General features: G+C 62.7%; 14 protein-coding genes. 8 read left to right on the top strand and 6 right to left on the bottom strand.

Translation table 11 applies throughout. The annotated features are described in order from the left end of the window. Positions 1-19 precede the first annotated feature (19 nt). From HT585_RS13545 to phnF, 3 genes are all read right to left on the bottom strand, one after another. Positions 20-646, bottom strand: coding sequence for a hypothetical protein (locus HT585_RS13545; protein WP_176353435.1), 627 nt, complete (start codon positions 644-646; stop codon positions 20-22). 32 nt (positions 647-678) lie between these two features. After that, positions 679-2,073 (bottom strand): selenium-binding family protein, encoded by a 1,395-nt coding sequence (locus HT585_RS13550; protein ID WP_176353436.1) that lies wholly within the window; start codon positions 2,071-2,073, stop codon positions 679-681. Between the two features lie 245 nt (positions 2,074-2,318). Next, entirely contained in the window at positions 2,319-3,056 is a 738-nt protein-coding gene (gene phnF, locus HT585_RS13555) for a phosphonate metabolism transcriptional regulator PhnF (protein ID WP_176353437.1), read from the bottom strand. An 84-nt stretch (positions 3,057-3,140) separates the two neighbouring features. On the opposite strand from phnF, the gene phnG reads away from it, so the two are divergent. The 3 genes from phnG to HT585_RS13570 are packed head-to-tail and all read left to right on the top strand — an operon-like array spanning position 3,141 to position 5,341. Continuing rightward, a complete protein-coding gene (phnG, locus tag HT585_RS13560; RefSeq protein ID WP_176353438.1) occupies positions 3,141-3,623 on the top strand; it encodes a phosphonate C-P lyase system protein PhnG in 483 nt (160 codons plus the stop codon). After that, entirely contained in the window at positions 3,623-4,231 is a 609-nt protein-coding gene (gene phnH, locus HT585_RS13565; RefSeq protein ID WP_176353439.1) for a phosphonate C-P lyase system protein PhnH, read from the top strand. The genes phnG and phnH overlap by 1 nt, the downstream gene beginning before the upstream one ends. A 3-nt stretch (positions 4,232-4,234) precedes the next feature. Beyond that, the gene (locus HT585_RS13570; protein ID WP_176353440.1) at positions 4,235-5,341 is read left to right on the top strand and encodes a carbon-phosphorus lyase complex subunit; all 1,107 of its coding nucleotides are present in this window, start codon (positions 4,235-4,237) and stop codon (positions 5,339-5,341) included. 20 nt (positions 5,342-5,361) lie between these two features. Here HT585_RS13570 and HT585_RS13575 read toward each other — a convergent pair whose 3' ends face one another. Beyond that, positions 5,362-5,559: a hypothetical protein gene (locus tag HT585_RS13575; RefSeq protein WP_176353441.1), complete on the bottom strand. Its 198-nt coding sequence runs from the start codon at positions 5,557-5,559 to the stop codon at positions 5,362-5,364. Positions 5,560-5,603: 44 nt separating this feature from the next. Here HT585_RS13575 and HT585_RS13580 point away from each other — a divergent pair, with 44 nt between their 5' ends. From HT585_RS13580 to HT585_RS13600, 5 genes are all read left to right on the top strand, one after another. Continuing rightward, on the top strand, positions 5,604-6,482 hold the full coding sequence (locus HT585_RS13580; protein WP_176353442.1) for an alpha-D-ribose 1-methylphosphonate 5-phosphate C-P-lyase PhnJ: 879 nt from the start codon (positions 5,604-5,606) through the stop codon (positions 6,480-6,482). Further along, positions 6,479-7,255, top strand: a complete 777-nt coding sequence (phnK, locus tag HT585_RS13585) for a phosphonate C-P lyase system protein PhnK (RefSeq protein ID WP_077499183.1) — start codon at positions 6,479-6,481, stop codon at positions 7,253-7,255. Before HT585_RS13580 ends, phnK begins: the two co-directional genes overlap by 4 nt. 65 nt (positions 7,256-7,320) lie before the next feature. Beyond that, positions 7,321-8,028: a phosphonate C-P lyase system protein PhnL gene (gene phnL / locus HT585_RS13590; protein WP_176353443.1), complete on the top strand. Its 708-nt coding sequence runs from the start codon at positions 7,321-7,323 to the stop codon at positions 8,026-8,028. Then, positions 8,025-8,639: a DapH/DapD/GlmU-related protein gene (locus HT585_RS13595; RefSeq protein WP_176353444.1), complete on the top strand. Its 615-nt coding sequence runs from the start codon at positions 8,025-8,027 to the stop codon at positions 8,637-8,639. The genes phnL and HT585_RS13595 overlap by 4 nt, the downstream gene beginning before the upstream one ends. Before the next feature lie 313 nt (positions 8,640-8,952). Further along, a complete protein-coding gene (locus HT585_RS13600; RefSeq protein WP_246707735.1) occupies positions 8,953-9,636 on the top strand; it encodes an SH3 domain-containing protein in 684 nt (227 codons plus the stop codon). Positions 9,637-9,853: 217 nt separating this feature from the next. Here the strand turns inward: HT585_RS13600 and HT585_RS13605 are convergent, their stop codons facing one another. Next, on the bottom strand, positions 9,854-11,572 hold the full coding sequence (locus tag HT585_RS13605) for a dihydroxyacetone kinase family protein (protein ID WP_176353446.1): 1,719 nt from the start codon (positions 11,570-11,572) through the stop codon (positions 9,854-9,856). Between the two features lie 14 nt (positions 11,573-11,586). Next, positions 11,587-12,525, bottom strand: coding sequence for a sugar phosphate isomerase/epimerase family protein (locus tag HT585_RS13610; protein WP_176353447.1), 939 nt, complete (start codon positions 12,523-12,525; stop codon positions 11,587-11,589). Positions 12,526-12,543: the final 18 nt, after the last annotated feature.

A 12,543-nucleotide genomic window follows, 5' to 3' on the forward strand; every position in this document is an offset into this window, starting at 1 on the left:
GAAAGGCGCGGTCAGTCGCTCATTGAACAAGAAGCGCGACACCGGTCGCGCCGAGAGCAAGGGTCCAGAGGCGATCGAAGTTGATCCAGGCGGAACGCAGGTCCGCAAGGCCAAGCCATTCGAAGACGGCGAGCGCCACCGCCGCGATGACCGCGAGCATGACACCACTATGAACCGCCAGGGCGGCCAGCGAGAGCGGCAAGGAACTGGCGATCGCGAGTTCGCCCCCGCGGTCTGCCAGGCAGAGACTTAGGACCGCCGGCACCAGCATCAGACCCGCCCCATGGCTCGTCGCCATCAGGAATGACCAGACCGCAAGACCGGCCATGCCGGTTTGCATTCCGACCCGAACACGGTGACGGTGCCCGTAAAGCGCGCTGTAGCCGGCGATGCCAAGAATGAGCATGGCCGCAGCTTTCCGGAAGCTGTTCGGATCCAGGGCCGTGCCGAATGAGACGAAAACGGCGAGGACGGCCGCAATGGAAACGGCATGGCCGATGGCAATGGGAATGAGAGACAGCCAGACGGTGCGCCGGCTCTGCCGGTGAAGCCCGAGCGCCACGGCAAAGAGCCAGCCCATCGCCGGATTGACGCCGTGAAAAGCGCCAAGGCCGGCAAGGTAAAGCCAAGGCCAGAAGGTCGTCATTTGCCCTGAGCGGGCCGCACGGCTGCCCCTCCTTAAGGATAGCAGTAGGAATCGGACGAACAGTCGCCGCCTTCGAGGCGGACCTGATGCGGGCGATGGCCTTTCGGCCAGTCGACGAAAAACTTTTCATCGAATGCTATCCCGCCGCCGTCATTGACATCCAGCTTGACCATCCAGCCTTCGATGCCCTCGGGATAGAACTGCGGATCGATCGCCCCGTAAAGCGAGTTGGTGAAATAGACGCGGCTGCCGTCCCGGCTGATCTCGACCATTTGCGGGCCACCGTTCAACGCACCGTTTTTGGCCTTTGGATGGGTTGCACGCGAAACGATGCCACCGATCCGCACCCGACCTGTCTCCTTCGGGCTGAAGGGATCGGAAACATCATACTGGATCATGTCGCCGGTGCCCCAACAGGAGACGTAAAGGAAGCGATCATCCATCGACAGGTCGATATCCGTGACCAGCGGCGCGACCGCGCTGAAACCCTTGAGCACCGGCGGTAGCAGATCGGGGTCGGCGGGCTCCGCCGGGATCTCGATCACCTTCTTGACCGCCCATCGGTCGCCATCGCGATACCAGGTCCAGATTGATGCAGAGAGGTCCTTTAGGCTGATGACACAGCCGACGAAGCCGTAGGTCTTGGTCGGGTCGTGGGCTGGCCGCAGCTCGAAGACAAGCTGGTGCTCCTCCCCGAAATCGATCTCCTGCAGGTGCTTGCGCTTGTGCAGGTCCCAGAAATGCAGTCTTCGGCCATATTTCGAACCGAGCAGAACCTCGGGAACCAGCCCGTTCTCGAAGGTATCCGGCGTGCCCCATTCGCTGGTGATCATCGTGTCATGGCCGAGATGCCACCAGAAATCATAGGCAAGCTTCTGCGGCCCGCGGTCCATTTCCCACTGGCCGAGCACGTCGAAACTCTCGTGATCCAGAAGGAAGATACCGCCGGGCGCGTTGCCGTTGCGGTCTGCCAGCGCATTGACGTAGATGCCCTCTGGGCCGCAATGCGTCGTGTGAAGCCGCGAATAGTTCGCCCTTTCGGCAATTTCTTCGGGCTCGATCACACGCACGATCTTCGGATTTCGGGGATCCGGCCTGGTGTCGATGATGTGGAGCCGCGAGGATCTTAAGCCCGGCACGATCAGATAGCGACGCTCGACATGCGGGTGCGGCGCGTTGGGACAAAGGCAGGAAGAGCAGGCATTCCAGCCGAAATGGTGCAACTCGTCGCCGACATTGGGCATGTCGACCTGCCCGACGATTTGCGAGTAGCGCGGCGACGTCGGGTCGACATCGACGACGGCGATGGCATCCGGCCTTGCTCGTTCGGGATCAAACGCCGCCACATAGGCTAAGGTTTCCTTCGGAGCCTTCGCCGCCATGCGTGGTGATGGATAAAAGGAAGGATCGGGTCGCCACGTCGCCATTTCCATTCTCCCTGGAGAATTCCCAATGCGCGGATCCTGATGCAAGGCTTGGTGATGCGGCAAGAACGCGTCGGAAATGCGGCGTCTCGCCTTATTTCCTCAGAAGTGGAAATGCCTTCATGTGGCGGATTGCGTCGACCATCTCCTGAGCTTGCGGCCCGACCTCTCGCGCAATCGCATGTCTCGATCGTTAACGCCGGCGGCGAAGCGCCCCGGAGAGTTCGGCCGCTGTTGCCGCGAGCGGCCTACGTTTCGATCTTGAGCTTCATGCGGTCGGCGGCGAAACAGCTGCGGGAATACTCCACCGGCTTGCCGTCGAGATCCGCGTTGATCGAATGCGTTTCAAGCACGATCGCACCTGCCGAGAGTTTCAGCTTGGAAAGCTCGTCGCCGTCGGCATGACGGGCGACGATCTCAGTCGAAACGCGCACATAGTCGTCGAGCCCATGAGCGGCAAACGCCTTGGTGACGGAATGCAGTTGCTCGAATTCCTCCGCCATGCGCGGAAAACGCGCGGCGGGATAATAGCTTGACGAAACCGACAACGGCCTGCCGTCGCCGCTGCTGACCGTGCGCAGTTCGATCACCGGTTCGCCGGGCGCAATGCCCAGCGACGTGGCGATCTCGCCGAATGCCCGTAGTTCCGCATGGCCGAGCAGGCGGGTGCCGATCTCCTTCACCTGCCGACCGAGCCCTTGTGAGAAGCGGGTACGGCGGGAAATCGGATAGCTGACCCGCTCCTTGCGTTCGATCATCGTGCCGCGGCCCTGGACGGCGCGGACCAGGCCCTCCTCGGCAAGGGCTGCGAGCGCGCTTCTGACCGTATGCCGGTTGACGCCGAACTCGCCGGCCAGAACCGTTTCGGGCGGCACCATGCCGGCGGCATCGTAATCACCGTTGCTGATCGCCAACCGGATCCTGTCGGCGATCTGCCGCCAGAGCGCGACGCCTGTCTGCCGTTCAACCACTTTTCGAATTGCCATGTCACAAGCCTGTCATTTCCTGCCGCTAAGGAAAGGTATAAGATGTACACTTGTCTAGATCAATAGACATTTGAGGTGAAAGTGATGGATGCGAAGCTGAAACAGGAAAGCCCGCCGGACATGGCACGCCCGGATATGGCACGCAAGGAAGGCATGCGGCTGCTCGCCCGCGCGTCTTTTGAAGAACTCAATACAGCCTGGGCAGCGATTGCCGACAAGCCCGACGTTTCCCCGGTTCGCGGCCCGGAGACCGGCCTCGTCATGGTGCGCGGCCGCATCGGCGGCGGCGGCGATGCCTTCAACCTCGGCGAAGCAACCGTGTCGCGCGCCACGGTCCGGCTATCGACCGGCGAAATCGGCCATGGGCAACTGCTCGGTACAGACAAGCAGCGGGCCCGCCTTGCCGCCATCTTCGATGCCCTTTTCCAGCGCGATCCAGACCGCGCAGCCGTAGAGGCTCTTCACCGGCAGATCGCTGCGCGCATCGAAGCGGAAGACCGCCGCACGGCTGAGGAAACCGCTGCAACACGCGTCGACTTTTTCACCATGGTTCGCGGAGACGACTGATGGCCAGCCAATCGCAAATCTTCGCCGGCGCCTTCGCCGATCCGGTCTTTTCCGCCCAGTCCGTCTTCAAGAGCCTGATGGACGGCTTTGCCCGTCCGGGACAGATCATTCGCCTTGGCGCGTCGAGCGTTCCGCCGGCGCCGATGGGCACTGCCGCCGGAGCCGTCGCCCTGACGCTCTGCGATCATGACACGCCCGTCTGGTTGACGCCGGCCCTTGCCAAGTCTGCAGTTCCGCAATGGATCGCGTTCCACACCGGCGCAGCAGTGACTGACAGCAAGACGGATGCCCGCTTTGCCTTTGTCGAAAAGGGCGCACCGGTCCCGGGCTTCGACCAGTTTTCCCTCGGCACCCAGGAATATCCGGATCGCTCGACGACGCTTGTCATAGAGATCGGAGCGCTTTCCGGTGGCGAACCGCTCACCGCGCGCGGACCTGGCATCCGGGACGAAGTCACCATCGCCGTGCGCGGCCTGCCTGAAGTCTTCCTCGACTTCTGGAGTGCCAACCGCGCCATCTTCCCACGCGGCATCGACCTCGTACTGACAGCAGGCGACAGCGTTCTCTGCCTGCCGCGCACCACCCGCCTTGTCCGACAGGAGGCATAGTCCATGTATGTTGCAGTAAAGGGCGGCGAAGCCGCCATTGCCAACGCCCACCGTCTCCTTGCAGACCGCCGCCGCGGCGACCGAACGTTGCCGTCGATCACCATCCAGCAGGTTGTCGAACAGCTCGGCCTCGCCGTCGACCGCGTCATGGCTGAGGCCTCGCTCTACGATCGGGAGCTCGCAGCGCTTGCCGTTCGCCAGGCGCGCGGCGACATGATCGAAGCGATCTTCATCCTGCGCGCCTACCGCACGACCTTGCCGCGCTTCGGCTATTCCGAGCCGGTCGACACCGCGACCATGAAGGTCGAGCGCCGCGTTTCGGCCACCTACAAGGACCTGCCCGGCGGCCAATTGCTCGGTCCGACCTTCGACTATACCCACCGCCTGCTCGATCCCTCGTTGATCGATGACGCCTCTGTCAAGGAACCTGCCGTCAAGGAGCCGGGCGAACGTGTGATGCGCGTCTCCGACATTCTCGACGGCGAAGGGCTGATCGAAGGCGACGGCCGCATGCCCGAAGGCCACGTGATGGGCGACCTCACCCGCGAGCCGATGGAGTTTCCTATGGCCCGCGACCTGCGTCTGCAGGCACTCGCCCGCGGCGACGAGGGCTTTCTGTTGGCGCTCGCCTATTCGACCCAGCGCGGCTACGGCCGCACACACCCCTTCGTTGGGGAAGTGCGCATCGGGGAGGTCGAAGTCGAACTGGACCTGCCCGAGCTCGGCTTTGCCGTCTCACTCGGCGTCATCAGGGTGACGGAGTGCCAGATGGTCAACCAGTTCATGGGTTCGGCCAAGCAGCCGCCGCAGTTCACCCGCGGCTACGGCCTCGTCTTCGGCCAGAGCGAGCGCAAGGCGATGTCGATGTCGCTGGTCGATCGTGCCCTCAGGACCGACGAATTCAGCGAAGACATCGTCGCGCCGGCCCAGGACCAGGAATTCGTGATCTCGCACGCGGACAATGTGCAGGCAACGGGCTTCGTCGAGCATCTGAAGCTGCCGCATTACGTCGATTTCCAGGCCGAGCTCGATCTCGTCCGGCGCATGCGCCGCGACTATGACGCTGCCCGCACCGGCGGCCCGGACGACCTGAAGGAGGCCGCCGAATGACACCGCAGTTCGTAGACGCCTCAGTCCCCGCCGCCGTCGCCGCCACCATCGCCATCGCCGACGACAGCTTCAAAGAGCCAGCCCTTTCTGCGGTTGACAGGCGTTCCGCCCGTCTCCGCCTCGCGGATGCGACGACCAATACTGGCAAGGTGGGCCAATCCGGCCACGGCAGAACCGATGATGAAGAGAATGGCGAACCAGAAGAATATTTCGCTCACGTCTTTGCCTCGTCACCGAACGACTCTTTTGAGGGTACTCTGAGATGAATGACCTCGCCACATACAACTTTTCTTATCTGGACGAGCAGACCAAGCGGATGATCCGCCGCGCCATCCTGAAGGCGATCGCCATCCCCGGCTACCAGGTTCCCTTCGCCTCGCGCGAGATGCCGATGCCCTATGGCTGGGGCACCGGCGGCGTGCAGGTCACCGCCTCGATCCTCGGGCCCAAGGACGTGCTGAAGGTCATCGACCAGGGTGCCGACGACACCACCAACGCCGTGTCGATCCGGGCCTTCTTCCAGAAGGTCGCCGCTGTCGCGGTCACGACCAAGACCAAGGAAGCGACGATCATCCAGACACGCCACCGCATTCCCGAAGAAGGTCTTCGCGAAGGCCAGACGCTCGTCTATCAGGTCCCGATCCCGGAACCCTTGCGCTTTCTCGAACCGCGCGAGACCGAGACCCGCAAGATGCATGCGCTCGAAGAATACGGGCTAATGCATGTGAAGCTCTATGAGGATATCGCCCGCAACGGCCACATCGCCACCACCTATGCCTATCCGGTCAAGGTCGAGGGGCGCTATGTGATGGATCCCTCGCCGACGCCGAAGTTCGACAATCCGAAGATGCACATGTCGGAAGCGCTGCAGCTTTTCGGCGCCGGCCGCGAGAAGCGCATCTATGCGGTTCCGCCCTATACCGAAGTCGTCAGCCTCGATTTCGAGGATCATCCCTTCGAAGTGCAAAAGTTCGACAAGCCCTGCGCGCTCTGCGGCGCCGAGAACGTCTACCTCGACGAAGTGGTGCTCGACGACAAGGGCGGGCGCATGTTCGTCTGCTCGGACACCGACCATTGCGAAGACCGCCGCGACTGCGGCCATGCCGGACATATGCTTGCCCGAAAGGAAGCCGCAGAATGAGTGCCGTACCGCTCCTTAAAGTCAACGATGTCTCGAAATTCTATGGCAGCCGCATCGGTTGCCGGAACGTATCCTTCGACCTCTTTCCAGGCGAAGTGCTGGCGATCGTCGGCGAATCCGGCTCGGGCAAGACGACGCTTCTGTCCTGCCTTTCGACCCGGCTGATGCCGACTTCGGGCATCGTCGAATATCATATGCGTGACGGCCAGTACCGTGACCTTGCCCGCATGGGCGAGGCCGAGCGGCGCTTCCTGATGCGCACCGACTGGGGCTTCGTCCATCAGAACCCGGCAGATGGCCTCAGGATGACGGTCTCGGCCGGCGCCAATGTTGGCGAGCGGCTGATGGCCGTCGGTGACCGGCACTATGGCAACATCCGTGCCGCCGCCAGCGACTGGCTGGAGAGGGTGGAGATCGGTATCGACCGCATCGACGATCAGCCCCGCGCCTTTTCTGGCGGCATGCGTCAGCGCCTGCAGATTGCCCGCAATCTCGTGACCAACCCTCGTCTCGTGTTCATGGACGAGCCGACCGGCGGCCTCGACGTGTCTGTCCAGGCGCGCCTGCTCGATCTGGTGCGCGGTCTGGTGCACGACCTCGGGCTTGCGGCCATCATCGTCACCCATGATCTCGCCGTCGCCCGGCTGTTGTCGCATCGCATGATGGTGATGAAGGACGGCGCCGTCATCGAGCAGGGCCTGACCGACCGCGTGCTCGACGATCCGCGCGAGCCTTATACCCAGCTCCTCGTCTCCTCCATTTTGCAGGTCTGAAGCATGATCCCGAAAAGTGAAAATCGGTTTTCGGCCAAGATCATGCGCAAAGGAAAGTAAGTACCATGGCTACGCCCCTTGTTGTTTCCGAAGTCGCAAAGAGCTTCACCATGCACCTGCGCGACGGTATCCGCCTGCCCGTCGTCGCCAACGTCACCTTCTCCGTGAAAGCCGGTGAGTGCGTCGTGCTCGGCGGCCCCTCGGGCGTCGGCAAGAGTTCGATCCTCAAAATGCTCTACGGCAATTACGGCGTCGATGAAGGCCAGATCCTGATGGAGCATGACGGCAAGCTGGTGAACCTTGCCACCGCCGAACCGCGCACCGTGCTGGAAGTCCGGCGCGCAACGCTCGGCTATGTCAGCCAGTTCCTGCGGGTCGTGCCGCGGGTGTCGGCGCTCGATATCGTCGCCGAGCCGCTCCAGGCGCGTGGCGTCGCCATCGAGGATGCCCGCGCACGCGCCGCCGAGCTTCTATCGAAGCTCAACCTGCCAACGGCGCTGTGGTCCCTGCCACCGGCGACCTTCTCCGGCGGCGAGCAGCAGCGCGTCAATATCGCCCGCGGCTTCATCACCGACCACAAGATCCTGCTGCTCGACGAACCGACGGCTTCGCTCGACGCGAAAAACCGTGCGGTGGTCGTGGAAATGATCGCGGAGAAGAAGGCGAAGGGCACGGCCCTGATAGGCATCTTCCATGATGAGGAAGTGCGCGACGCGGTTGCCGACCGCATTCTCGACGTGTCGGCCTTCTCGCCGCGAAAGGCTGCCGCATGAGCCAGAAACTCGGGCTCGAGCCCTTCATCCACCCGACGGCCAGCGTGAACAACTCGACGCTCGGCCGCTACACCGAAATCCAGGAGCGCTCGCGCCTGGAAGAGGTCGAGTTCGGCGACTATTCCTACATCATGCAGGACGGCTCCATCTGGTGCGCGACGATCGGCAAGTTCGTAAACATCGCCGCCGCTGTGCGCATCAACGCCACCAACCACCCGACCTGGCGCGCAACCCTGCACCACTTCACCTACCGCGCGCCGAACTATTGGGACGATACCGAAGTCGATCACGATCTCTTCGCCTGGCGCCGGTCCAACCGCGTCAGCATTGGGCACGATGTCTGGATCGGCCACGGCGCAACGCTTCTGCCCGGCGTCAATGTCGGCAATGGCGCAGTGATCGGAGCCGGCGCTGTCGTCTCCAAGGATGTCGCCCCCTACACGATCGTCGGCGGTGTGCCGGCCAAGCTCATCCGCGATCGGTTCAATGACGGCATCGGCGAACGTATGGACAGCCTCGCCTGGTGGGATTGGGACCATCTGCGCCTGCGCAAGGCCCTCGATGATTTCCGCGACCTAACGGCGGAAGAATTTCTGGTGCGCTACACCTGAACGGAGCCGCTGCACCATCCCCAAATTGTCTGCCAGCCGTGATCTGTGATCGCCATCCATCGATGAGCGACGGGAGGTGGACCGTCGTTGGATGGATGAAGTCAAAAACGCAGATCGTTTAGGAGAGCTTGGCACCTGGCGCATAGTGAACGAGGTCATCGAACGCTATAACTTAAGGGCAAACCACGTGCAGAGCTTGCGCAGGACGGCAACCCAACCGCGTTGCACGGGCTCAATTTCCTGAGTACAACTCAAGGCACGAACGGCGTTGTCTGTCAGGTCTTCGATCTCTAGTCACGGGCAAGGAGTGACCATGCGTCTGGTTCTAACTGCTTTTGTTTCTCTCGTGATGTCAGTGATATTCTCCGCCGCACTGGCTCAGGATATCCGAACGGAAACGATTCGCTTCCTGCGTGGGGCCTCCTCGGCGAGCATCAAAGGCTCGATCACGGGGCGTGAATCCGTCCGATATGTTCTCGATGTGAAACGTGGGCAGCGCGTCAGCATACAGCTCGATACCAGCAATCGGAGCAACTACTTCAACGTTATCGCACCCGGTGCAGAGTCAGCGCTGTTCAACGGGTCTGTTTCCGGAGGGAGCACGAGCTTTGTCGCGGAGGTATCGGGCAAACACGTGATTGACGTCTACTTGATGCGCAACGCCGCACGCCGCAACGAACGCGCCCGATACACGCTGACGGTGTCGGCCGAAGCAACCGGTCAGGCAGCCACGACAAGCCCGGATTTTGCCGACGGTCTGGCAGGCGGCCCCGACACCTGGCGTGTCAGCGAGGTTCCGGCCGGCGACGTGCTGAACCTGCGCGCCGCGCCATCGGCGCGCGATCGCATCCTCGATACGGCCCGCAACGGCGAGATCCTGCGCAATCGAGGCTGCGCTATCAACGGCGGCACAAGGTGGTGTCAGGTCGAAAACCGCAGAGGCGTCAAGGGATGGGTCGCTGGCCGCTATCTTCGCGAAGCGGATGGCACTTGGTAAGCCCGTTTTTCATCTGCCGCGCCCAATCATGGTGAACACCATTGTGGTCGGCAGCTGTAGGCATCACCGCTCGCCATTGATGATCAAATCTCAGTCAAGGTTCTGCTGGCACACCGCTTGTGTCTGAGCTGCCCACGCAGCAGTGCGCAAGACAACAATAAGGGCGCGGTTGGGAGGACCCGCGCCCTTTTTGCGAGGAATGAACCGGGCGACGTTATCAGCCGTCGACGGATTCCTTCAGAAAATCAGCGGCGACGCGGGCGGTCAGCGCCAGCGACACCGCACCGGCATCCGGATGGCCGATGCTTTTTTCGGCAAGCGGACGGGCCCGACCGAGTTTCGGCGTCAGGCTCGAGGTGGCATCGGCCGCATCGGTCGCGGCCTTGGCTGCGATCTCCCAGGCCGCGATCAGTGACTTGTGGACCCCGAATTCGCGCTCCAGCGCGTCGACGAACGGTACGAGCGCGTCGACTAGCGTCTTGTCGCCGACGCGGGCGCGTCCGAGACGGGTGACACCTTCGAGCGCAAGGCGCGCACCTTCGACGATGGCCGCGTCCGACGGTTTGTCGTCGTCTGAAAACGCGTTGCTCCAGGAGCGAAGAAGGAGGCCCCAGATCGCACCGGAGGTTCCGCCTGCGCGATCGGCCCAGGCATCTCCTGCAGCTGCGAGCACGCTGGCAGCGCCAGCGCCTGCGGCCGCTGCGACATCAGCGGCGTCCTGAGCCGCCGCAGAACCGCGGCGCATGCCCTGGCCGTGGTCGCCGTCGCCGGCAAAGGCATCGATACGCCCGAGTTCGTCTTCGGCCTGCTTCAGGGCATCGGCGACTTTGCCGATCAACCGGGCAATGCATTTGCCACTTTCCTTCGACGCCTGCGAGGCAGGGGCGAAGGTCGCCGGCCCGTCCTCATCGGAAATGACGTCGGTCGCCGGTTCGGCGCTGATGATCGTGCCCTTGCGCAGCACCGGCGCATCGCAAGGCGCGCGCCAGTAGGTTTCAAGCTCTTCGTCGAGCCAGAGCAGAGACAGCGAGCAGCCCTGCATGTCCAAGCTGGTGACAAACTCGCCGCATTCCGGATCGACGATTTCGAGGCCCGCCGCCTTCAATTCTTTCTCGACGGCGACCCAGAGAACGAAAAGTTCCTCGTATTTGGTCGAGCCCAGACCGTTCAGCACCGGTGCGACCTTTTTGGTTCCGTCCGGGCGCTCGGCAAGCAACTTGCCGACAAGCAGTTTGGCAAGCTCGGTTGCCGAGACGATCTTCTCTTCGCTGATGCCAGGCTCGCCGTGAATGCCGAGGCCTAGTGCCATTTCACCCTTAGAAACGGTGAAAAGCGGATGGTTGGCGCCCGGCAGCGTGCAGCCGCCGAAGGCCACACCAAAGGAGACCGTGCGGTCGTTGGCAAAACGGCTGATGCGCTCGACCTCGTCCAGCGACAGACCGGCTTCGGCGGCAGCGCCTGCGATCTTGAACACCACGAGATCACCGGCAATGCCACGGCGCTTGGCAGCGGTGTCAGCCGCGGCACTGGCAACGTCGTCGGTCACCGGGACGATGCGCACGTCGATGCCTTCGGCCCGAAGCCGCTCGGCAGCGACGCCGAAGTTGAGCACGTCGCCGGCATAGTTACCGAAGCCGAGCAGCACGCCACCGCCCTGGTCGGCATGGCGGCAGACGCGCGCGACGGCAGCGGTCGACGGCGAGGCAAAGACGTCACCGGCAACGGCCGCATCCGCCAGGCCCGGGCCGACATAGCCGGCAAAGGCCGGGTAATGGCCTGAGCCGCCACCAATGACGACCGCGACCTTGCCCTTCGGCACCTTGGTCGAGCGCACGACGCCGCCCTTCACCAGGCGGACATTGCGGGCATAGATGGAGCTGAAGCCGGCGAGCGCGGTTACGGCGAAATCTTCCGGTGCGTCAAAGATCGTGGTCATCGCTACTTATTCCCTTAGTCGCGAGGCAGAATGCGCCTCAGATAATCCCGGTTGGTCGCGCTGACGGAAAGGCCATCGCCACCATAATGCTCGCAGAGGAACGGGCTCTGGAACCCGTGGGAAAGCGCCAAACGAATGGCGGTCCGGTAGTTGATCACACCGAACTCCAGCGGAGCCGGATGGGTAACGATCAGCCCCGACGTCTCGTCCTCGGTGCGGTTGTAATTCTTGACGTGCCAGTATTTGGCATAGGGCGCAACCTTTGCCATCATGTCCTGCCAATGCTCGACCGTACGATGCAGGCGGATCAGGTTTCCGAGGTCGGCGTTGATGCCGACATTGGCAAGGCCGACATCGGTGACGAAGCGCACGGCGCTGTCGGCCGAGCCGATATAGGTATCCTCGTACATCTCGAGCGCCAGCTCGATGCCCAGCTCTTCGGCATGGCGGCCAAGCTCACGGATGCGCGACACGCCCTTCTGCCAGATGGCGGCATCGTCGGGGTTCTTGACACCATCGACGGTCCAGAACCACAGCGCCTTCTTCTGCGCATCGGTCAGGGGACCGAAGAAGCCGAAGGAGACCGAGCCCGCGCCGATTGCAGCTGCCGTTTCTATTACCCTGTGACCGTAGGCAAGGTACTCGTCGCCATGAACGGGATCGATGACACTGCGGCGTGCGGTCGAGATGCCCGGCATGGTCAGGCCGAGATCGCGCGTCAACTTGACGAAGCTTTCGAGCCTGGCCGATGACAGATCCGCAAGCCGGATCCAGCTATCGGTCGGATCAAGCTCGGTGAAGCCGGCATCGACGACGTCGTCGAGTGTCAGCGCCCATTCCTCGACCGACTGGTCCTGAACCGATCGACCATCCGCAAGAATGTTTGGATACTGGATCATCGCGGCCGCGATCGGCCAGGTGTCACGGTTCCATTTGCGCGTCGCATTGGCCATGGCGTTTCCCCCAAGTCT

It is taken from the genome of Ensifer oleiphilus, assembly GCF_013371465.1.
Classification (GTDB): domain Bacteria; phylum Pseudomonadota; class Alphaproteobacteria; order Rhizobiales; family Rhizobiaceae; genus Ensifer; species Ensifer oleiphilus.